The sequence below is a fragment of the Paludibaculum fermentans genome (assembly GCF_051172195.1).
GTDB lineage: Bacteria > Acidobacteriota > Terriglobia > Bryobacterales > Bryobacteraceae > Paludibaculum > Paludibaculum fermentans_A.
The window spans coordinates 728,427-748,879 of the sequence record NZ_JBPJAQ010000001.1 but is presented as its reverse complement, the minus strand read 5'-3'; the positions used below and the strand labels follow the sequence as shown (position 1 = coordinate 748,879).

18 protein-coding genes are annotated in these 20,453 nt (G+C 63.6%); 13 read left to right on the top strand and 5 right to left on the bottom strand.

Annotated features, from left to right (window positions below; all coding sequences use genetic code 11):
- The 6 genes from ACR9Y2_RS03120 to ACR9Y2_RS03095 all read left to right on the top strand — a co-directional run bounded on the left by ACR9Y2_RS03120 (window position 1) and on the right by ACR9Y2_RS03095 (window position 7,159).
- Entirely contained in the window at window positions 1-378 is a 378-nt protein-coding gene (locus tag ACR9Y2_RS03120; RefSeq protein ID WP_435039583.1) for a response regulator, read from the top strand.
- A gap of 52 nt (window positions 379-430) precedes the next feature.
- Window positions 431-730, top strand: coding sequence for an STAS domain-containing protein (locus ACR9Y2_RS03115; RefSeq protein ID WP_435039582.1), 300 nt, complete (start codon window positions 431-433; stop codon window positions 728-730).
- The gene (locus ACR9Y2_RS03110) at window positions 727-1,089 is read left to right on the top strand and encodes a response regulator (protein WP_435039581.1); all 363 of its coding nucleotides are present in this window, start codon (window positions 727-729) and stop codon (window positions 1,087-1,089) included. The genes ACR9Y2_RS03115 and ACR9Y2_RS03110 overlap by 4 nt, the downstream gene beginning before the upstream one ends.
- Before the next feature lie 41 nt (window positions 1,090-1,130).
- The gene (locus ACR9Y2_RS03105) at window positions 1,131-3,893 is read left to right on the top strand and encodes an Hpt domain-containing protein (RefSeq protein WP_435039580.1); all 2,763 of its coding nucleotides are present in this window, start codon (window positions 1,131-1,133) and stop codon (window positions 3,891-3,893) included.
- A 349-nt stretch (window positions 3,894-4,242) separates the two neighbouring features.
- Complete coding sequence (locus ACR9Y2_RS03100; RefSeq protein WP_435039579.1) at window positions 4,243-5,841, top strand: family 43 glycosylhydrolase; 1,599 nt, start codon at window positions 4,243-4,245, stop codon at window positions 5,839-5,841.
- 73 nt (window positions 5,842-5,914) lie between these two features.
- Window positions 5,915-7,159 (top strand): alpha/beta hydrolase, encoded by a 1,245-nt coding sequence (locus ACR9Y2_RS03095; RefSeq protein ID WP_435039578.1) that lies wholly within the window; start codon window positions 5,915-5,917, stop codon window positions 7,157-7,159.
- A gap of 266 nt (window positions 7,160-7,425) precedes the next feature.
- On the opposite strand, the gene ACR9Y2_RS03090 is transcribed toward ACR9Y2_RS03095, so the two are convergent.
- Window positions 7,426-8,076, bottom strand: coding sequence for a 4'-phosphopantetheinyl transferase family protein (locus tag ACR9Y2_RS03090; protein ID WP_435039577.1), 651 nt, complete (start codon window positions 8,074-8,076; stop codon window positions 7,426-7,428).
- Window positions 8,077-8,187: 111 nt separating this feature from the next.
- Between ACR9Y2_RS03090 and ACR9Y2_RS03085 the strand changes: the two genes are divergently transcribed.
- The 7 genes from ACR9Y2_RS03085 to ACR9Y2_RS03055 all read left to right on the top strand — a co-directional run bounded on the left by ACR9Y2_RS03085 (window position 8,188) and on the right by ACR9Y2_RS03055 (window position 14,306).
- Window positions 8,188-9,348, top strand: coding sequence for a glycosyltransferase (locus tag ACR9Y2_RS03085; protein WP_435039576.1), 1,161 nt, complete (start codon window positions 8,188-8,190; stop codon window positions 9,346-9,348).
- A gap of 10 nt (window positions 9,349-9,358) precedes the next feature.
- Window positions 9,359-11,047 carry a non-ribosomal peptide synthetase gene (locus tag ACR9Y2_RS03080; protein ID WP_435039575.1) on the top strand — a complete coding sequence of 563 codons (1,689 nt, stop codon included), beginning with the start codon at window positions 9,359-9,361 and terminating at the stop codon, window positions 11,045-11,047.
- A 2-nt stretch (window positions 11,048-11,049) separates the two neighbouring features.
- Window positions 11,050-12,315, top strand: coding sequence for a cytochrome P450 (locus ACR9Y2_RS03075; RefSeq protein WP_435039574.1), 1,266 nt, complete (start codon window positions 11,050-11,052; stop codon window positions 12,313-12,315).
- Complete coding sequence (locus ACR9Y2_RS03070; RefSeq protein ID WP_435039573.1) at window positions 12,312-13,445, top strand: GNAT family N-acetyltransferase; 1,134 nt, start codon at window positions 12,312-12,314, stop codon at window positions 13,443-13,445. The genes ACR9Y2_RS03075 and ACR9Y2_RS03070 overlap by 4 nt, the downstream gene beginning before the upstream one ends.
- Before the next feature lie 227 nt (window positions 13,446-13,672).
- Window positions 13,673-13,810: a hypothetical protein gene (locus tag ACR9Y2_RS03065; RefSeq protein WP_435039572.1), complete on the top strand. Its 138-nt coding sequence runs from the start codon at window positions 13,673-13,675 to the stop codon at window positions 13,808-13,810.
- A gap of 72 nt (window positions 13,811-13,882) precedes the next feature.
- Window positions 13,883-14,110, top strand: a complete 228-nt coding sequence (locus ACR9Y2_RS03060) for a hypothetical protein (RefSeq protein WP_194448120.1) — start codon at window positions 13,883-13,885, stop codon at window positions 14,108-14,110.
- Window positions 14,111-14,114: 4 nt separating this feature from the next.
- Window positions 14,115-14,306, top strand: coding sequence for a hypothetical protein (locus ACR9Y2_RS03055; protein WP_435039571.1), 192 nt, complete (start codon window positions 14,115-14,117; stop codon window positions 14,304-14,306).
- Here the strand turns inward: ACR9Y2_RS03055 and ACR9Y2_RS03050 are convergent.
- From ACR9Y2_RS03050 to ACR9Y2_RS03035, 4 genes are read right to left on the bottom strand one after another with little or no spacing between them, the layout of a single operon-like run.
- Window positions 14,303-15,304, bottom strand: a complete 1,002-nt coding sequence (locus ACR9Y2_RS03050) for a hypothetical protein (RefSeq protein ID WP_435039570.1) — start codon at window positions 15,302-15,304, stop codon at window positions 14,303-14,305. The genes ACR9Y2_RS03055 and ACR9Y2_RS03050 overlap by 4 nt on opposite strands.
- Window positions 15,301-16,179 carry a dihydrodipicolinate synthase family protein gene (locus ACR9Y2_RS03045; protein ID WP_435039569.1) on the bottom strand — a complete coding sequence of 293 codons (879 nt, stop codon included), beginning with the start codon at window positions 16,177-16,179 and terminating at the stop codon, window positions 15,301-15,303. Before ACR9Y2_RS03045 ends, ACR9Y2_RS03050 begins: the two co-directional genes overlap by 4 nt.
- Before the next feature lie 23 nt (window positions 16,180-16,202).
- Window positions 16,203-17,408 (bottom strand): sialidase family protein, encoded by a 1,206-nt coding sequence (locus tag ACR9Y2_RS03040; protein ID WP_435039568.1) that lies wholly within the window; start codon window positions 17,406-17,408, stop codon window positions 16,203-16,205.
- On the bottom strand, window positions 17,398-20,427 hold the full coding sequence (locus tag ACR9Y2_RS03035) for a TonB-dependent receptor (RefSeq protein WP_435039567.1): 3,030 nt from the start codon (window positions 20,425-20,427) through the stop codon (window positions 17,398-17,400). The genes ACR9Y2_RS03040 and ACR9Y2_RS03035 overlap by 11 nt, the downstream gene beginning before the upstream one ends.
- Window positions 20,428-20,453 lie beyond the last annotated feature (26 nt).

Sequence of the window (20,453 nt, the reverse complement as noted above, 5' to 3'; positions counted from 1 at the left end):
GTGGACACCAAGCAAACGATCCTCATCGTGGATGACTCAGAATTCGTTAGGAACTATCACTCCTACGTCCTTGAACAAGCTCAGTTCCGCGTGATTACGGCGGTGGATGGTAGTGACGGGCTGGAGCAGCTGTACATGAACCCCTGCGATCTCGTGATTACCGACGTCAACATGACCAACATGGATGGCTACGAGTTTATCCGGCGTGTGCGCGCCGACGAAAAATACCGATCGCTTCCAATCATCATCGTGTCCACCGAAAGCGAAGGCAAAGACAAAATGAAGGGATTTGAGGCAGGGGCGAATCTCTATATCGTCAAACCCTGCGACCCGAAAGTGATGGTCGAGAACATTCGCATGATACTGCCCCCCGCATGACGCGCGAACGGCGCGAAAGATACTAACACAGCTAAAGAAAGCGCGGAACGCGATGCCCTTTTCCATCTCTCACCGGCTAGGCCGGCAACTTCTCAAGCTCGAAGGCGCGGTCACTATACGGCACGCCCAAGACCTTGTCACCAAACTCGGCGAGTCCCCGGACGACGGTTCCTCCGTCGAAGTGGATGCCAGCGGCCTGGAGGACATCGATACCTGCATTCTTCAATTGCTTTGTTCGCTACGGAAGACCGCCCCTTCCTTTTCGTTCTCCAACCCGTCGGACGCCTTCGTTAACGCGGTGGATCGCTGTGGTATGCGGCGGGAGTTGTTTACCACGAGGGAATCTCAATGAAAACCATCCTGACAGTAGACGATTCCGCCAGCCTCCGTCAGATGGTGAGCTTCGTGCTACGGAGCAACGGCTATAACGTCGTCGAGGCCGTGGATGGAGTGGATGGGCTGTCCAAACTAGGTGGCCAGGTGGTGGACATGGTCCTGACCGACATCAACATGCCAAGGATGGACGGCCTCGAATTCACCCGGCAGCTTCGAGCTTTGACGCCCTACAAGTTCGTTCCGGTAGTCCTGTTGACTACCGAGTCGCACACGGACAAGAAACAGCAAGGCAAGGCGGCCGGCGCGACGGCCTGGATAGTCAAACCATTCCAACCAGATCAGCTGCTGGCGGTAGTGAAGAAGGTCATGCGCTAGGAGCTCGGCGCGGAAAAGGAAACCGAATTCGGTAGTTAACGATGTCAATAGACGTTATGGAGCAGATGCGAGGCGCATTTCGGGCCGAGGCTCTCGATTTGCTGATCGAGCTCGACTCCGCCCTTCTGGCGCTGGAGGAGGAGACCGGTAGTTCGACGCTCGTACACCGGGTGTTCCGTGCCATTCACACCATCAAGGGATCGGGGGCAACCGCAGGTTTCACCCGCCTCGCCAGATTCGCTCACGGCATGGAGGAGGCCTTCGATCTGGCGCGGGAAGGGCGACTTACTGTCACACCCGAATTGATCGATTGCGGGCTGAAGGCATGCGATGTCATCCGTCTGATCATTGAGGAGAAGTCGGAAGGCGCGGCCATCCCAGGAGAGCGGGATGCGATGGCCGCGTTCGCGAAACTTCTGCCGGCGTCGTCGAATTGCAATGCGACGCAAGGTGAGGATCAAACGCCGGAGACTATTGCCCGCGCGGCATTCGAAATCACTTTCAAGCCCAAGCGGGAGATGTTCTATTCCGGAGCCGACCCGGTCACTCTGCTGGACGACTTGCGGGAGCTCGGACAGGCACACATCACGGCCCATTCCGATCAGGTCCCCCTGCTGCCTTCGCTCGAACCCGAGCACTGCTACCTGTGGTGGGAAATCCTGCTTGTGACCGACCGCGATCAAGCTGCGATCAGGGACGTGTTCGTATTTGCCGAGGACGATTGCGAGGTCCGCATCCGGCTGCTCGACGATCAGGAATCGGCTGTATCCCTGCTTGGTTCCGTGCCCGCGGAGGCGTTTGAACTGTTCGTGCTGGAGTGCGAGGACCACCTGGAAGCGATGGAAAGCGATGCGCTCGCCCTGGAGGCCGATCCGGCGGCGAGGGACGAACTGGATTCCCTCTTTCGGGGAATCCACAGCATCAAGGGCAACGCGGGCCTGCTCCTAGGCGATGTCAAGGGCGAGGCCTTGTCGGCTGTGCATCCCTTGCAGCTACTGCTGCGCGTCGCTCACGGACTGGAATCCCATCTCGATCCTTTCCGGGGAGCGACGGCCGGGCCGCTGACGGAACAGACCATCCAGACCGTGCTGGAGACGTGTGATGCCGTCCGCAACCTGTTGGGCAGGCTGAAGCACACCGGCGCGGGTGGACCGGTCTCGCTCGAACTGCTAGCGCGTTTGGGCGTTCAGGTGGCAGACAGGCCGGTCGTCCAACCCGTCGACGCCCGGGAAGCGGCCTTTGTAAACACGACGTCACAATGCGTCGAGATGATCGCCAGTTGCTTCCAACGCATCGACAGCGGCGGCGAGGCCACACGGCCTGTGCTCGAAGCTTATCTGCGTGGTCTCAAAACCCTATCAGCTGCTGCCCAGTACCGTCAATGCGCGGAATTGGAAGAACCGTTGGCGCAGCAGCTTCGAATCCTGGATGCCGCGATGAGCGCCGGCTCAACGTTGGGCGGGGAAGATCGTTCAGCTCTCGAAAGCGCGTTTCGGGTCACCCGTTCCGCCCTGGACCACATCTCGGCAGGCGGAGGTGTCAGCGACACTTCGCAGCCTGCCGCGGCGGCGCCAGTCCCCCGGGAGACTACGGAAGATCGAAAGGCCGCTTCCGCGTCGCCATCGACGATTCGGATCGATCAGATCAAACTGGATGGTCTGATGAGGATCGTTGGCGAATTGCTGGTCGCCCGCGGGGCTTTCCCCCCGCTGGTGCAGAAGCTGACTGATGGTAAGGCCGGCGCGGGATTGGTGAAAGATCTCAAGGACGCCGGATCAAGCATCTCTCGCATCGCCGACGAACTCCAAAGCAGTGTCATGTCGATCCGGATGCTACCGGTTAAGTCTGTTTTCCAGAGATTCCCGCGCCTGGTACGTGACCTCGCGCGCTCCCTCGGAAAGGAAGTTCAGCTCGTAATCGAAGGCGAGGGCATCGAACTGGACAAGACGATCCTTGAGCAGATCGGGGATCCCCTGGTTCACGTGATTCGCAATGCCGTTGATCACGGACTGGAGACACCGGAGGAACGTCGCTCCAGCGGAAAAGGCTTGTCCGGACAACTGACACTTCGAGCCCGGCACGAAGCGGGCGGCGTGGTGATTGAGATCGCCGACGATGGGCGTGGGCTCGACGCTGAAGCGCTCAAGAGGAAGGCTGTCGACAAGGGTCTACTGGCTCCGGAGGCGGCCGCCGGAATGAGCGACGAGGCTGCTTTCCAATTGGTGTTCCTACCGGGGTTGACGACCGCCGCGAAAGTGACGGACGTCTCAGGCCGCGGAGTCGGGATGGACGTCGTCCGCAGCAACGTGCGCGCCTTGCACGGCGCCATCGAAATCCATTCCCAGCCTGGCCGGGGTACCACCTTTCTGATCAAACTGCCTACCAGTCTCATGGTTTCCAAGGGGATTCTGTTGGAGGCAGCGGGGGAGCAGTATATCCTGCCTTTGAGCAGCATCCACGACATGGTCAAACTGCCGTTGGAAGCGGCGCACCAGTACCGCGGGCTCACCCTGGCACCGGTCAGGGGCCGGATCTACTCCATCTTCAACCTGGCGGAGATGTTGGGCCAGGCCGCCGCGCAGCAACCGGAACTTTCCATTGCGATCGTGGAAGCAGGTACAGTCCGGTACGGACTGGTTGTTGACAAGTTTATGACTGAAGTCGAAGTACTCGTCAAACCCCTAACCGGAGCACTGGAGCAATGCAAGGAGTTTCAGGGAGCCGCCATCATGGGAGACGGACGGGTGGTGCTGGTCCTGAATCCTCTGGAGTGCCACAGCCTGGATGTCACGGCATGCATCTAGCTGACCGGAGAATCACGCTGGATGGATGGTCTGGATGAGGTCTGGCATCAAACCAAGCCCGACGCGACGGAAGTTCCAAAACGCTTCAAGCAGTCGTTACCATGCCTGCCAGGGGCATCACCCGCCGCTGGACTGCCGAACCGCCACTGATAGCGCTTTCACAGGATCCGCCAAATAGCATATCCAGGTGCAAGTCGCTCGCGCCAGGAGCTTCATCGTCTAGAGTGTTTGACTCTGGTGCCGCGCCGCGATAGACTCGCTGCTGGCTAGAATGCAAGCGCATGCAGTTTGCCCTGGCGTGTGCACTAAGTTCCTCCGGCGTTGGCATTCTGGCTGGGAGTCTCGCCAAATGCCTTTTTATTCGGTCCTCCGTTCGGTAGCCGCCACTGGCGCATCCATCGTTCTTTGCGCCGCCTCGATGTTGGGTCAGCCGCCCGCCCGCAAACCGGGCCCCGTCATCGGCAAGGCCACCCGTTACATCAATCCCTTACCCATTGAGACATCATCCAGGGACGGTTCACCGCAGGGGGTCAATCTGGGCGACGTCACCGTGGTGAAGTCAGGAGACCTTTACTACCTGTTCGGCACCGGTGGCGGCGCCTGGGTGTCGAAGAACTTCCTGGATTGGAAATACCAGGCCGTTGAGGTGCGCGGCGGCCGTTTACCGGTCGCCCCCCACGTGGTTGAGTACAACGGCGCCTTCTACATGTCCGGCAACGACGCGCCGCTCTACAAGGCCCCTGCCATTCTAGGCCCTTACGAAGTGCTGGGGCCCTGGAAGAACGAGAAAGGCGAACCGTGGACCGGCGTCTCGAACGGCAAGTCCTGGAAGGGCGCGTTCGACGTGGACATCTTCATTGACGACGACAACAAGCCGTACCTCTACTTCCCCGGCAGGTCCACCGACGGCATCTACGTCGCCCCGCTCGACCCGAAGGACCTCACCCGTTTTGCCTCCGCACCCAAACACCTGTTTGGCTTCCAGTCCGAGCACGTGTGGGAACGGTGGGGCGAGAACAATGAGTACCTCTACACGGCCTGGATCGAAGGCCCCTGGGTTTTCAAACGCAACGGCATCTACTATCTGGAATACAGCGCTTCCGGGACGCAGTGGATGAGCTACGCCAGCGGCGTCTACACGTCCAAGAGCCCGCTGGGGCCGTTCACGTACTCCCCGCGCAATCCGCTGCTGCGTCAGACCACTGGCATCGTCACCGGGCCCGGCCATGGCTGCGTGGTGAAGGGGCCGGACGGCAACTGGTGGGTCTTCTACACGCTCGTGATGTCGAATCCACCTGGCGGCCGCCGCCTGGGCATGGATCCGGTGGGCTTCGACGCACAGGGCAACATGTACGTGCGGGCGGTCACCGAAACGCCACAATGGGCGCCCGGAGTGGTGGCCAATCCCGTGCGCGACGGCGACGCGGGTTCCCTCCCGCTCACGGTCAACAAAATGCGCGCCATGAACCAGCGGGGCAGTGCTTCCAGCCAGCGCCCGGGCCACGACGCAGCCTACGCTGTGGATGGCACCAATGGCGCCTGGTGGGAGCCGGCCGAAGAGGATAAACAACCTTCCATCACCGTGGATCTCGGCTCCATCACCGAGTTTGAAGACCCGCAGTATTTCTCCGTCGACTCCAGTCGAATCGAGTTCAGCACCGGCGCGCGAGGCGGTTTCGGGCCACGTGCCGCCGCGCCCTCGCCGGTGACGGGCAGCCCCGCGTTTCGCTACAGAATTGAGACGTCCAAGGACGGCAAGACATTCGACACCATCCTCGACAAGACCAACAATAGCGTGACCCGATACACGGAATTCGACGAACTCCCGCCCACGGTTTGCCGCTACGTCCGGCTGACCATCACGGACTGGCCCCACGTGGGCGTAACGCCATTGGGCGTCCTGGAATTCACCGTCTTCGGCAGAGCGGTGGAGAACGCCAGGCGCTAGCGGGAATAGAAGGACGTTCTCGAACTGAATGGCAAGTTGTGACTCGATATTGAACTGAAGCAAGGAGCTATAAATGAAACGACTATTGCCCATCTTCGCGCTCGCGCCATTGTTGTTGGGCTTCCTGGTAACCGCGCAAGCGCCGCCGGGGATGCCGACGGCGGCGGAGCGGGAGGCGCAGGCCAAAGCGGCTATCGAAGCGGCCAAAGCGCCGCCCGTGGAAGATTTCAAGCCCTCCTCCCTGAACCAGAAGGGTAAGGAATTCCCCGCCGTCAACTCCCAACGGCGCATTCGCGCCCGCGTCGTCGCGCCCGATGCCCATTCCGTCGCGCTCGACATTGGAGCCGTCAAGTACCCATTGACCAAGGGCGAGGACGGAGCCTGGGTCGGCGCTTCCATCCCTCAGGACGAAGGCTTCCACTACTACCAGATCGTGGTCGATGGCGCTCAGGTTCCGGATCCCAACAGCCTCTACTTCTACGGCGCGAGCCGCTGGGGCAGTGGAGTCGAAGTACCTGCCAGCGACCAGGACTTCTATGCCCTGAAGAACGTCCCGCATGGCCAGTTGCGGGAAACTCCCTTCTATTCCAAACGCTCAGACGCCGTGCTCCGCTGCTTCGTTTACACTCCGCCGGACTATGAGAAGAATCCGGCAAAACGGTATCCAGTGCTGTACCTGCAGCATGGCGGAGGCGAAGACGAAACGGGCTGGGGCAGCCAGGGGAAGACCGGGCTGATTATGGATAACCTGATCGCCGCGGGCAAGACCAAGCCGTTCATCATCGTGATGGCCAGCAGCTATGTCCCCGGCGCCCAGATGGGCCCGCCCCGCACACCGGCTCCAGCCGCTCAGTCCGGCGCACCAGCCCGTCCGGCAGGTGCCGGGGGCATGCCCCGCTTCAATTTCAGCGCGTTCGAGCGCGTGCTCCTCGACGAGTTGGTTCCCTTCATTGATGCCAATTTCCGCACGCAAGCCGATCAGCCGCACAGGGCGATGGCCGGCCTCTCGATGGGCGGGATGCAGACGAAGCAGATCACCCTGGCGAACCTGGACAAGTTCTCGCACATCGGCATCTTTAGCGGAGGCAGCATCGCGACTTCGGACATAACCGACATCGACGGTTTCAAGAAGAGCGTCAAGCTCGTGTTTGTCAGCTACGGCAGCCGCGAGAGAGGCGCATCCGGCAAAGCGAACGTTGAGGCGCTGCAACAGGCGGGGGTGAAGAGCGTGTTTTATGAGTCCCCCGAGACCGCTCACGAGTGGTTGTCCTGGCGTCGCAGCCTGTATCAGTTTGCGCCGCTGCTCTTCCTGGAATAGGGGAAGCCTGGAATAGGGGAAGCCTGGAATAGAGGAAGCATGGAGGCCCGCGGTTGTTTCGGCCGCGGGCCTCACCCTTTGGAATGAGGTGCAAGCTCCAGGCACTCCTTCCGTTCGAGGATTGCGACAGGCACAGACCACCAGATTCCGCGGATCGGAAGTGGAGTTTGTGAATGGGCAGGCGCACATTACGAACGGGCGTGAGCTGAAACACGAAGTTTGGCCTCGCTGCTCCAGCTTGGTCCGGACCAGTTCGATCGCTTGGGTTACGAAGCCACGGCCGTAGCCAGCCAATGCAGAGGATCGACGCGCTGTTGGTGAAATCGCCACCGCTCGGGAGCGTCGTCGAAGCCGTCAGAGAACCGGATTCGGATGCCCTCGTCCAGCTCAAACCAGAACTGATTTAGTCCTAAAGATAGTCCTATTCCGCGCGCCTTGAGATAGGACTCTTTCAACGTCCAATACTGGAAGAAGCGCTCCAACCGGGCCGGCTCAGGGGTCTGGTGGAGATCCTCCACCTCAGGGGGCGCGAAGAAGCGTTGCGCCACCCGGAACAGGTCTGTCATGGGGCGGATGAGCTCGACGTCGATGCCGGCTTCGGAGCCCTCCGCAATCAGGATGGCGATGAGGCCGTCACAGTGGGAGAGGTTGAAAGCAACTCCGGCCAGAGACGCGGGCTGCTCGATGAAGGGTTTGCCGAACTCGTTGTAACGGAAGCGAAACTCAGAGGGCGGGACACCGCCGGAGTGTTCTGAAAGCGCCTGCCTCAGCGAACCGCGCGCAACCAGCCGGACGTGCCTGTCCTTCTCGAAAATGAACTTCGCAATGCGCGCCTGTTCGTCGTCGGAAAGCGACGCGCGGAAGCGCTCCAGTACGTCCGGATCCCGCACCTCCTCAGGCTTTAGCAGCCGCAGCACCCCTCCACGATGGCACAGGGACCGGAGGAGGGTCCATGATCTTCGTACCATCGCGATTGAGTACTGAGTACCTTCCGCACCCTGGCCGCGCAGGCCACACTAAGCGAGTACATGCGGGGCACTCTGGGGTCTGGCCGGAATTCAAGCAAAGGGAAAGTACTGCTGCTCACCACCACGATGGGCATCGGCGGCGGCGCGGAAGAACAGGTCATGCAACTCGCCCTCGAGTTGGATCGCCGCGGTTGGCGAACCCGCCTGGTGTCGATGATTCCGGCGGAGCGCATGCCGGGCGAGATCGGCCAGCGGGGCATCCCGGTGGGCGACCTGGGGATGACCGCCGGCGTGCCGGATCCGCGTGCCCTGCCGCGGCTGGTGCGCCTGGTGCGTGAGTTCCAGCCCGACATCCTGCATACCCATATGACGCACGCCAACCTGCTGGGCCGGGTGGCGCGCCTGTTTTCGCGTGTGCCGGCGCTGATCAGCACGCTGCACGGCTTCAAGATGTACGGCGTGAACCAGCGCTTCACGAAGTTTCGAGAGCTGGGGCACCGGTTGACTGATCCGCTGGCCGAGCGGACGACCGCCATCTGCGAGGCGGCGGCCCAATCGTATCTCGAGTCGCATTCGGCTCCCGCGGCCAAGCTGATGGCGCTGCCGAACGGCCTGGACACGTCCCTCTACCGGCCCGATTCGGAGGCCCGCCTGCGGCTTCGACAGGAGTTGGGGCTGACCGGGTTCACCTGGCTGGCCGTGGGCCGCTTCGAGAAGCCCAAGAACTACCCGCTGATGCTGCGCGCCTTTGTCGGACTGGCCCAGCCGGACGCCACGCTGGTGCTGTGCGGCGCCGGTTCGCTGGAGCCTTCGATCAGGCGCCAGATCCAGGAACTAGGGCTGGAAGCACAGGTGCGCCTGTTGGGCATCCGTGAAGACATTCCGGCCGTGATGAATGCCGCCGATGCGTTCGTGCTGTCGTCCGATACGGAAGGACTGCCAATGGTGATCCTGCAGGCCTCCGCCACGGGGCTCCCGATCGTCGCCACCGATGTGGGCGGCAATCGCGAAGCGATCCAGCCGGGCGAGACCGGCCTGCTGACGCCGCCCGGAGACCAGCACGCCCTGACCGCCGCCATGCGGCAGGTTGCTTCACTCAGCGCGGACGAACGAGCCGCCTGGGGCGCGGCCGCCCGCCGCCACACGATTTCCAAGTACGACCTGCAGGTCGTCGCAGACCGTTGGGAAGCGCTTTACAGCGAATTGCTGACACAACACTAGAAAGGGACCCATGCCACTCAACACGTCATCGTCCATCCAAACAGCGGCGGGTCGGATCGCTGCGCAGGCCGAGCGCCAACCGAACGCCGCGGCGATTGTCTCGAGCTCCACTGTCCTGACCTTCGGAGAGCTTGATGGGAAAGCGAACCACCTGGCACACCGGCTGCGCGCGATGGGCGTTGGGCCCGAAGTGCCGGTGGCGCTGCTGCTGAACCGGTCTGTGGACTATGTCGTCGCGGCCCTCGCGGTGATGAAGGCCGGCGGCGCCTATTTGCCGCTGGATCCCGGTACGCCCGCTGCCCGCTCCGCCAGCATTCTGAAAGACTCAGGCACGGCCCTGCTGATCGCGCACCGCTGCGCCGCCGCCGGTCTCGAACCCTCGTGTGAGGTTCTCTATCTCGACAAAGAGTCGACGCAAGGGACTGCAGCCGAGCCGCCGGCCTGCGATGTCACGACCGGCGACCTGGCTTACCTCATCTATACGTCCGGCTCCACGGGCGAGCCGAAGGGTGTCGAGATCACCCACCGCAACCTGAACAGCCTGATCGACTGGCACACGCAGGCCTTTGCGATTACGCCCGAAGACCGGGCGAGCCAGATGGCCGGGCTCGGCTTCGACGCCTCGATATGGGAGATCTGGTGCCATCTCAGCGCGGGCGCCTGCCTGTATCTCGCACCGTCGGAGGATATCCGTACCTTCGCTCCCGCGTTCCAAGGCTGGCTGGTGGAGAACGGAATCACCGTGGCCTTCGCCCCCACCGTCATCGCGCAGCAATTGATCGCGATGGACTGGCCGGCGGAGTCGAGGCTGCGCATTCTGCTCACGGGCGCGGAGCGGCTGCAGCAGCGCCCTCCCGCGAACCTGCCGTTTCTCTTCTTCAATAATTACGGCCCGACGGAAGCCACTGTGGTGACGACTTCGGGGTTAGTGGACCCCACGGGCGAAGGGGCTCCGTCGATTGGGATGGCGGCCAACGGCGCGCGGATCCACATCCTCGACGGCGAGTTGTGTATCGCCGGGCCGCTGGTGGCGCGCGGTTACCGGAACCGGCCGGAGATGACGGCGAGCAAGTTCGTGACGATCGACGGCGAACGTATGTACCGCACGGGTGACCGCGCGCGGCAGTTGCCCAGCGGCGAGTATGAGTTCCTGGGGCGGCTCGACAACCAGGTGAAGATCCGCGGCTACCGCGTGGAACTGGACGAGATCGCCACGACGCTGGCCAGGCATCCAGCCATCCTGAACAGCGTAGCCGTGGCTGTGGACGATGCCTCCATCGCCGCCTACTTCGTCGCTCGCTCCGCTGTCACCAGCGCGGAGCTGACGGCGTTCCTGGTGCCGGTGCTGCCGGAGTACATGATTCCCTCGGCGTTCATTCAGATGGAAGCGCTGCCCATGACCGCCAACGGCAAGTGCGACTACAAGGCGCTGCCCAGGCCTGCCGCGACGGCTGCGGCGCCGCAGTCAACAGACATCCCCGTGCGGCTGGGCGCCATGGTGGCCCTGCTGTTGAAGCAGCCCGCGGTGGATCCGGATGCCAATTTCTTCTTCCTGGGCGGGCACTCCCTGCTGGCGGCGCAACTGCTGGTGCAGGTGAACTCAGCGTTTGGCGTGAAGATGGCGCTGCGGCAGATGTTCCAGGCGCCCACAGTCAACAAGCTCTCAATGCAGATCGCCGGAATGAAGGCAGGGAAGTAAACATGGGAACCATCGCGGACGTCCGTCCCGCTGTCGATGACGCGGGTTTGAGCCTCTACAATTTGCTGGACCCGGAGGTCCTGGACAATCCGTATCCGCTGTATGCGCGGCTGCGGAGCGAGGATCCCGTGCATTGGGACCCCTTCCTGCACGCCTGGGTTGTCACCCGTTACGACGACGTCGTGCATGTGCTGCACAAGTTTCTCGCGGACCGCACGCCGACGCCCGAACTGCTGGAGGCGATGGGCGCTCCGGAATTGAGCGAGATCGCGGAAGTGATGGTGAAGCAGATGCTGTTCATGGATGCGGCGGCGCACACCCGCATCCGGCAGTTGGCTTCGTACGCCTTCACTCCGGCCCGCATCAAGGTGCTGCGCGACCACATCGAGTCGATTGCCGAGCGCCTGATTGTCGAGATGGAGGCGAAGGGTTCCTTCGATCTGATCAGCGACTTCGCGGCTCCGCTACCGGCCATTGTCACAGCCGAGATGCTGGGCGTCCCCACCTCGGATTACAAGCAGTTGAAGGACTGGTCGTTCACGTTCTCAGAGATGCTGGGCAATTTCCAGCACAACCCCGACCGGTCAGAGGCCGTGCTGGAAGCGCTGCGCGGCATGATCCGCTACTTCCGCAACGCCATCGCGGTGCAAAAGGAATACCCGACCGAGGGCCTGGTGCGCTCTTTCATGGATGCGGAAGCCGATGGCGACCGCTTCACCGAAGAAGAGATTGTCGCCAACTGCATCCTGACCATGGTGGGCGGACTGGAAACGACGACCAACCTGATTGGGTCCGGCATTCTCACCCTGATGAGGCATCGCGACCAATATGAGCGGTTGTGCCAGGATCCTGCCCTGATTCCAGGCGCGGTGGAAGAGCTGCTGCGGTTCGAGAGCCCCAGCCAGCACACGGCGCGGCTCGCTCCGGCCGATATCGAGATGGGCGGCAAGCTCATCAAGGAGCGGCAGGCGGTGATCGCGGTGATGGGCGCGGCCAATCGCGACCCGGAGCGGTTCCCGAATCCGGATGAGCTCGACTTTACGCGGAGCCCCAACCGGCACGTCGCCTTTGGGTGGGGTGCGCATTTCTGCTTCGGCGCCGCCTTGGCCCGGATGGAGGCGCAGATCGCCTATGGTCTGTTGACGTCGCGCTTCCCGAATCTGCGGCGCGAGAACGACGATCCGGTGGAATGGCGCGACAACCTGGGCCTGCGCGGGCTGCGTGCCTTGCCGATGAATGCGGGCCGGGAAGGTGGTCTGACGGCATGATGTCCTCCCCGGCGGCAGCGCCGTCGATGACCTCGATGCCGCTGCTGCGAGAAGCGCGCCTGGACGACTACGAGGCGATTGTCGCGCTGGAGCGGGCCAATGGCCTTAAGCCGCGCAGCCGCGAAGAGTGGTCACGGTTCTGGACGGAGAATCCGCTGTATCCGACGATGGGCGGGGCCTGCCCCATCGGCTGGGTACTGGAAGAAGAGGAGACAGGGCGGATTGTCGGGACGCTCAGCAATGTACCGCTGCCTTATACGTTCCGCGGGCGCCACATCCTGGCTGCCACTGGCCGGGGTTGGGCCGTCGATCCGGCTTATCGCGTCTTTGCGCCCCTGCTCCTGGACGAGTACATTCATCAGAACGCGGATGTGCTGCTCAGCACCACGGTCAACGGGATGGCGGAGGCCTCGCACACGATCTGTGAACAGACGCGGGTGCCGGTAGGCGACTGGACGCAGGCGGCCTTCCGCATTGCCGGCTACTACGGATTCGCGCGGGCCGCATTGAAGCTGAAGAAAGCTCCGCGGTTCCTCAGCCCCCTGGTGGCTGCTGCGCTGTGGATCAAGGACCGCCTGGGCAAGGGTGGCGCACTGCCCGCGAAGCCCCCGGGTGTCACAGTGACCAGGGCCACAACCTTTGGTCCGGAGTTTGATGACTTCTGGGTCGAGTTACAGCAACTGAAGGTCGGCAGGATGCTGGGTGTCCGTACGCAGGCCGTGCTGGCGTGGCACTTCGGCAGCAAGGCGGAATCCGGCGGACTGCACGTGCTGTCGGTGTCGGGCGGCGACGGCCGCATGCGGGCCTATGCCGTGCTGGTGCGCAGCGACCACCAGGAATCCGGGCTGCGGCGGATGCGCGTTGCGGATTTTCAGTCACTCGATCCGGCGCTGGACTCGGCGTTGATCCGTGCCGCGGTGGATGTGTGCCGCCAGGAGGGCGTGCATGCCCTGGAGTTGGTCGGGTGCGGACTGCCGGAGTTCCGGGCCTGGGAAACGATCCTGCCCTATCGCCGGGCCTTACCGGCCTGGTGCTACTTCTTTCATTCGACCGACCCCGCGCTGATGGCGGCCCTGCACGATCCAGAGGCCTGGGCTCCTTCGAGCTTCGATGGTGATAGCTCGCTGTAGCAGCCGGACTGTTACACGGTTCCCTGCCAAGGCTCCGGCGGAGGGGCAGAGGCTGGAATTGGATTCTCGGGCCGCAGCGCGAGGTGCTGGGCCCTGAGCTTTCCCTGGTTGGTGCATCGCCCGTGACGGCGCTGCTGTTTGTGGCGGCACGCCTGGCGAATAGAGGGGGCCAGTGGTTCAGTGTTACCATTGGGCGTCGCGCTTGCGAGGAGCCTGATCGGCAGATTGTGCTGAATTCCGGAACCGAGAGCGCCGTTGTCGCAGCGAAGATCACAGCTAGTCGCGATCCGAACTTCGGCTTCAACGTCTCCACGGCGATGTACGAGGGAGTGGTGAAAGCGGAAGGGATCGAGTCCCCAATCTGACACGCACAGAGTCGTTGTGCGGCCTTTCCTACTTTCGCCGCAGGCACGGCGCGGCAGCCGGAAAGGACGAGAATGACAAAACAATTGGTGAAGCGCCATAAGCGCCAGGTGGCGCGGGCGAAGCAGAAGGTGAAGCTGTCTGAACCCGACGTACGAACGCCGGAACAGATCAAAGCGGCCAAAGAGGCGAGTGCGCCGGCCGGCGGCTGGAAGAGCGGGCCAGGCGCCAACTATTCGGGCCCGTCGTCACGCAGCCAGGGGAGCCAGGCATCCGACACCAGGTCGAAGGGTGATAGCTAACAAGATGTTGCGGGCAGTCAAGAGCCTGTTCTCGACGCACTGCCCGCACTGTGGATCGATTGAATACCGGAGCGTCGGGGTCCGCAATGTGTTGGAGCAGGCGTTTCTGTGGCTGATGCAGCCCTGCCGCTGCGACTTCTGCGGCCGTCACTATTTCCTGTTCCGGTGGCAGTTGCCCATCGGCCGGCCCGCTTAAGGTTTGAGTTCTTCGATGGATAAGACGCGGGCGGAGCGGTGACCGGGGCGGTCTTCGCCGCCCGGGATCACGAGCTGGTTCTGCCAGTGCACGGCGGCCGTCGTGACGAGGCTGACGGGTAGGACGGGGCCTTCCTTCCACGCGTTGCTGGCTGCGTCGTAGAGCAAGGTGGTCCGGCGGAAACCGGGGTGGCGTTCGCGGAACTCCGCTGCCCGGCCATCCAGCAAGCCATCGTCGCCCCCAAAGACTGCCAGGGCGGTGGATGAGAGAGCGGCCGATGGCGCGGCCACTACGGGCGCGGGCAACGCTGCTACCGCCTTCCAGCCTCGGCCGGGATCATAGCGCCAACCTTCCTTCAAGTAGCGGCGTACGGCCTGTCCTCCGGCCCCGGTGCTGAGTTCGGCTCCGCCAAAGACATAGAGCGACGCGCCGAGAGCCGCACAGGCCGGCAGGATCCGGCCCGCGGCGGGCAGCGGTTCCAGTTCCTTCCACCCACTTTTCAGATCGGCCAGATCGAGCATGAGCAAGCCAGAGGAAGCCATTGCGGAGGCCGAGGTCTGGCCGCCGAAGACATACAGCCGGGCTCCGTTCAACGCGCAGGCGTGCTGGGTGAGCGGGCGGGGCAGCGCCGGAGCGGTGTCCAGCTTCGGCCGTCCGTCCAGCCATTCGATGCGCAGCACACTGGTGAGCGGCCCTTCCGCATTCGCCCCGCCCACCACATAAACGGCTTCCCGATAGCTGACGGCACAGGCATAGGCGCGTGGAGCGCCCAGGGAAAAGCTGCGCCACGCGGCGGCGCCGGGCGCGAGGACGTGGAGCGAATCCATCCATTCCTTGGTTCCGCCATCGTAGGGCGGGCGGTCGAACCGGCTGCCGCCCACCACCATCATGGCGCCGTGGCTCACGCCGGCCGTCTGCCCGCCGAGGGCCTGCGGCAGGCTGGGGAGGTCGTGCCAGCCCGCGGCTGTCAAAGTCCAGAGCAGGGCCACGGCGATCATACCTTCGGCAAGCCGGGCAGCGCTTCCAGGGCTGCGATGAGCCGGGCGTCTTCGTGCGCTGTCAGCGGGATGCGCGGCGCCAACGCCGCTCCGCAAGGCAGGCCCTGCCAGTCCAGCGTCCGTTTCAGGGCTGGCATGAAGGGGAAGGAGACCAGGATCCGGATGAGGTCGTTGATGCGGTCCTGCAACTCGCGCGCCTCGGCCCAGCGTCCCTCGCAGGCAAGATCGTAGAGTTGTACGAACCATTCCGGCACGATGTTGTAGATGGAGCCGATGCCGCCGCACGCGCCCATCAGGAAGCCGGCCACCAGCATCTCGTCGCGGCCGTGGAAGACGGTCTTGCCCTGGCGCACTAGCAGCGAAAGGGTGAACAGGTCATAGTCGGTGAACTTGAGGCCCACGATGCCGGGCAGGGCGCAGAGCTGCTCCAGTTCCGAGAGGCTCATGGTGCCGCCCGCCTGGGCCGGGAAGTAGTAGGCGAGGAAGGGAAGAGCGGTGACCGCGGCCAGGGCTCGATAGTGCTCCAGCGTCTCGGGGAACGAGGTGTTCTGGGGGCGCAGGCAACTGATGGCGGCGGCGCCGTGCTGTTCCGCATGCCGTGCCAGTTCCTGTGATTCGCGCGGCGACCAGGCTCCGACGTGCACAATCATCTGCCGGCCGGGCGGCGTATGGCGCGCCGCGATCTCCACGATGCGGCGGCGCGTAGCAGCGTCCAGCAACTGTCCTTCGCCGGTGCTGCCGCAGACGTAGACGCCGTGGCAGCCGGCTTCATAGACATGAGCCAGCAGCTTTTCCAGTGCGGGCGTATCGAGGGTCAGGTCGTCGTGAAGGGGTGTGACCAGGGCAGGGAGTATGCCCTTTAGAGGGAGGTTCATTGGGATGTCATTTCGTCTGGTGGCTAGTTCGCGGCCTCGATCCATTCCGCGCGGAGGCGGGCCAACCGGAGCAGCCGCGCGCCGGCGGAGGTGGTCACCTCATAGAGGCACAGAATAGTACCGTCCGGGAGGGCGGCGAGATCGGAGTAGGCGGACGGGCCGGGCTCCAGCACGCGCGCGCTGCTCCAGGTGGCGCCTTCGTCTTTGCTCAACCGCAGGGTGAGGTTGCGGCGGTCTTTCCCCGGCAGGGGCTTGCCGTCGGCCCTGGTGACGCTGTCGGGATTGGAGAAGACAAAGAGCGGGCGCTGCTTGCCGCGGGGCAGGCGCAGGAGGCCGGCGGCGCAGATGGGGTCGGTGAGGGTCTCGTCGAAGCGGGGCTGAGACCACTTCGAGATGCCATCCTGGCTGGTGGCGATGGTGCGGCGGTTGCGCGGGGCAGCGGTGCGGACATTCATCATGACACTGCCGTCGGCCCGCTCCACCAGCACGGTCTCGTTGGCACTGGGGAACTCCTCGCTTCTGGCTACGGCGAGTTCTCCGGCCTGCCAGGTGCGGCCGTGGTCGTCGCTATAGATGGTGGTGTTGACAGAGGGGCCATGGCCGTTGCCGGCGGTGCCCAGCGCGATCCACACGGGCACGATGAGGCGGCCGCGCTTCAGTTCCAGGCCGTGGCCCGGTCCGGTAGCGACGGCGCGCCAGGCGTATTGCTTACGCAGGGGCTCCAGCGCGGCGGTGATCTCGACGGGCGTGGAGAAGGTCTGTCCATCGTCATCGCTGCGCGTATAGAACACGCGCATGTACTCGACGCAGAAGAGCAGGTGGACCTTGCCGTCGCGCGTGGCGATGGCCGCGGGGTTGTTGTAAGTGCGCCACTCCGGCTGGCCCTGTTTGCGTTCGATCGCCACGGGATTGCGTTCGGTGGGACCCGGTACGCGCGGCAGCATCTGAGGCGGGCTGAACGTCCGTCCGCCGTCGGTGGAGCGGCGCAGGACGAGGTCGTTGTCGTCCCAGTCGCTGCCCTTGTAACGGCGGGCCTCGGCATAGGCCAGGACCGTGCCTTTGCGGGTGACGACGATGCCCGGAATGCGGTAGAGCGCGTAGCCGCCCTGGCCCGCTTCGAAGAGATCGGTGTAGGCAGGCTCCGGTGGGGCGGCGGTAGCGAGCCGGGCGAGGCCGGCTGCGCCGAGGGCGGCGAGAACGGAGCGCCTGGATGTGGTTTTAGAAGACATATTTCAAGGCAACCTGGTAGAGGCGCTGGGAGCCCGCTCCGGTGATGAGGCCGAAGGTGGCGCTGTTGAGCGTCGTATTCGGATTCCCCAGTGTAGTGTGATTGAGGGTGTTGAAGGATTCGAGGCGGACGGTGAGGCGTTGCGCTTCCGTCAGATTGAAGGTTTTGTGGAGGCCGGAATCCATGGTGAAGGCCGAGGGACCGCGCAGGGCGTAGTAGCCGAGATTGCCATAGCGCTTTTCCGCCTTGGGGCCGGTGGTGCTGAAGGCGGCGGCATTCAGCCACACCTGCGTTTCGTGGCTGCCGATGTAGGGATCCACCCCTGCCACGACGTCGGGCCGCTGTCCGGCGCTGCGGCCGCTGCCGACGAAATCGTTGCCCGAGGTCAGGTTCAAGGGCAGGCCGGAGCGCCAGCCGATGATGGAGCGCAGCGTCCAGCCGCTGAGCGCGCCGCGCAGGACACGGTTCTGGAGGTGGGTGCCGCCGGGAATCGTGTAGCTGAAGATGTTGCGGAAGACGCGCTTGGAGAGCCCCTGGAGAGGTCCGGTGGAGCCGGCAATGTTCAAGGGATCCTGGAGTCCGCCGCCGGTGAAGGTGATGGTGTCGTCCGGAGCATAGTAGCCGCGGCCGTCGGCAAGCGTGAAGTAGGCGTCGTAGTTCAGTCCATGCCAGAGCTTCTGGTTCGCTGAGAGTTCCAGGGAGTTGTAGGTGATGTTGGCTGCATTCTCCTCGAAGTTCACCTGGCCCAGGCTGGTGACTGGCCGGGCGCCAGTGGCGGGGTTTACGAGATTCAGCGGCCGGACGGAGATCAGCTTGATGGTGCGCTGGCCCACATAGGCAACCTGCAGGGCCAGGGTCTTGGAGACCTGCCGCTGTACGGCCAGGTTCCACATGCCGACATAGGTGTCGCGGCGGTTGTAGTCGGCGACGCTGCGCGAGAGCTTCATGCTGGGCGGCAGCAGATCCGGGTTGTTCTGGATGAGCGTCTGGAAGGCGATGGCGTTGGGATAGATGAGGTAAGACGCCGGGACGTCGGCGGCGGCGAAGCTGGACACGCCGGAGAGCTTGGGGCTGATGAACGCCATGTCGTAGTAGTGGATGGCCTGCGGCATGATGTAGCTGACCGCGCCGCCCAGGCGGACGACGGTGCGCTGCGAGGCGTCGGGGGTCCAGACCAGGCCCATGCGCGGCCCGAAGTCGTTGCGGTCCGAAGCGAACATGGGCGCCTGGGCGGCGTTATAGGCGCCGTAGGGATCGGAACTGTTGACATTGAAGCCGCCGCGCAGTGGAGGCGAGTATTCGTAGCGCACGCCGAGGTTCACCTGAAGCTTGGGCGAGAGGCGCCAGTCGTCCTGAATGTAGAAGCCGGTATTGAGAGTCCGCAGACCCTTGCTGGTGGTGAAGGAGAGGCCGACCGAGACGGGCCGCTGGGCAATGATGTCCGCGGTCGTGGTGTAGCTGTAGGACGGCGGACCGCCCTGGTAGCGAACGCTGCGCACTTCGCGCAGATCCACGCCCATCTTGATGGAATGGCGGCCGCGCAGGATGGTGAAGTTGTCCGCGACGGAGTAAGTGGTGGGCAGGAAGTGGATGAAGTTGGACATCGAGGCGTTGATGCCCTGCACGCTGATGTAGGCGGGGATCTTGTCGAAGTTCGCCGGATTGCGGAACAGGTCGACGCGGTTGAAGCCCAGGCGGAGCTCATTCAGCATGGTGGCGCCGAGGTTCGTGGTGTGCTCCACCACGGCGTTCTGATAGCGCATGGGGTAAGTGGTGGGCATGGTGGGCGAGAGGCTGGGGGTGGCGTAGTCCTGATTGTTGTAGCTATGCCGGACGACCAGCCGCTGCTGGCCCAGAAGGACGTCGACGCGGGTGAGGAAGGTCTGTTCGTCGTTGGTGGAACGGTCGTTGCGGACGTGCTGTCCGATGAGCGGATTCGACGTGGCGTTGGTGGGGGCCGGGAGGATGGTGGTGAGGGTATTGCGGAGCTCCGGCGTCAACTGCACCAGCAGCGCCTCCGTGGGCACGTTGCCGGTGACTTGTGATTGGCGACGCACCTTTGCTCCTTCGTAGTTGAAGAAGAAGAAGACCTTGTCACGCTTGATGGGGCCGGCCAGATTGCCTCCGAACTGATTCCAGCGCAGGGGCGACTTGCCCAGTTTGTTCTTGTTGGAGAAGAAGTCGTTGGCGTTCAGCTTGTCGTTGCGGAAGAACTCGAACAGCGTGCCGTGCCAGTCGTTGGAGCCGGAGCGGGTGGTGATGTTCAGGACACCTCCGCCGGCGCGGCCATACTCCGCAGACGAGGCGCTGGCGGTGGATTTGAACTCCTGGATGGCCTCGACGCTGACGGTGTTGATGAGGGTACCGCCGCCGCCGGCGGACTGGAAGCTGGCGGCGCCATTCACTTCGCCGAAGGACATATCGACACCGTCGAGCATCATGTTGGTGCCCAGGGCGGTGGAACCGTGGAACGAGATGCCGCCACGGCCGCCCGCTCCGCTGGAGGGAGAAGAGACCACACCGGCCTGCAGGCTCACCAGTTCCTGGAAGTTGCGGCCATTCAACGGTAGCTCGTCGGCCCGCGTACGGGTCATGACGACGCCCAGGTCAGTGGTGGTGGTGTTGATTTGAGGGGCGGTGGCGCTGACGTCGATCTTCTCGCTGACGGCGCCCACGGTGAGGGCGAGGTCAATGCGGGGGCGGGTTCCGGTGGAGAGCGTGAACACGGCACCCTGCACCACGTTGAAGCCTTGCGCCTCGGCGCGGATGCGGTAAGGTCCGGCGGCGAGCAGGGGGAACTCGTAGTAGCCCTCGGCATTGGTGGTGACTGAGCGCTCTTCGTTCGTGTCCTGATTGTGGGCGACAACGCGGACTCCGGGCACGGGCGCGGCGCTGGGGTCGCGGACCGTCCCAATGATGGATCCGCCGCCAATCTGTGCCTGGGCCAGGCTGGCTGCCATCAGGCCCAGGATCAGCGCAAGAGCAGCGCTGGCGCCTCGTCCTCGCAATGCGAACTGCATGGTTATCTCCTTCGTGGCGGGCGACG

What these genes read in the sequence shown, in the direction of transcription:
- ACR9Y2_RS03040 (WP_435039568.1), bottom strand. Translation starts at nt 17,408, where the DNA reads ATGTCTTCTAAAACCACATCCAGGCGCTCCGTTCTCGCCGCCCTCGGC.
- ACR9Y2_RS03105 (WP_435039580.1), top strand. Translation starts at nt 1,131, where the DNA reads ATGTCAATAGACGTTATGGAGCAGATGCGAGGCGCATTTCGGGCCGAG.
- ACR9Y2_RS03100 (WP_435039579.1), top strand. Translation starts at nt 4,243, where the DNA reads ATGCCTTTTTATTCGGTCCTCCGTTCGGTAGCCGCCACTGGCGCATCC.
- ACR9Y2_RS03085 (WP_435039576.1), top strand. Translation starts at nt 8,188, where the DNA reads ATGCGGGGCACTCTGGGGTCTGGCCGGAATTCAAGCAAAGGGAAAGTA.
- ACR9Y2_RS03115 (WP_435039582.1), top strand. Translation starts at nt 431, where the DNA reads ATGCCCTTTTCCATCTCTCACCGGCTAGGCCGGCAACTTCTCAAGCTC.
- ACR9Y2_RS03055 (WP_435039571.1), top strand. Translation starts at nt 14,115, where the DNA reads ATGTTGCGGGCAGTCAAGAGCCTGTTCTCGACGCACTGCCCGCACTGT.
- ACR9Y2_RS03045 (WP_435039569.1), bottom strand. Translation starts at nt 16,179, where the DNA reads ATGAACCTCCCTCTAAAGGGCATACTCCCTGCCCTGGTCACACCCCTT.
- ACR9Y2_RS03075 (WP_435039574.1), top strand. Translation starts at nt 11,050, where the DNA reads ATGGGAACCATCGCGGACGTCCGTCCCGCTGTCGATGACGCGGGTTTG.
- ACR9Y2_RS03060 (WP_194448120.1), top strand. Translation starts at nt 13,883, where the DNA reads ATGACAAAACAATTGGTGAAGCGCCATAAGCGCCAGGTGGCGCGGGCG.
- ACR9Y2_RS03050 (WP_435039570.1), bottom strand. Translation starts at nt 15,304, where the DNA reads ATGATCGCCGTGGCCCTGCTCTGGACTTTGACAGCCGCGGGCTGGCAC.
- ACR9Y2_RS03080 (WP_435039575.1), top strand. Translation starts at nt 9,359, where the DNA reads ATGCCACTCAACACGTCATCGTCCATCCAAACAGCGGCGGGTCGGATC.
- ACR9Y2_RS03095 (WP_435039578.1), top strand. Translation starts at nt 5,915, where the DNA reads ATGAAACGACTATTGCCCATCTTCGCGCTCGCGCCATTGTTGTTGGGC.
- ACR9Y2_RS03070 (WP_435039573.1), top strand. Translation starts at nt 12,312, where the DNA reads ATGATGTCCTCCCCGGCGGCAGCGCCGTCGATGACCTCGATGCCGCTG.
- ACR9Y2_RS03110 (WP_435039581.1), top strand. Translation starts at nt 727, where the DNA reads ATGAAAACCATCCTGACAGTAGACGATTCCGCCAGCCTCCGTCAGATG.
- ACR9Y2_RS03035 (WP_435039567.1), bottom strand. Translation starts at nt 20,427, where the DNA reads ATGCAGTTCGCATTGCGAGGACGAGGCGCCAGCGCTGCTCTTGCGCTG.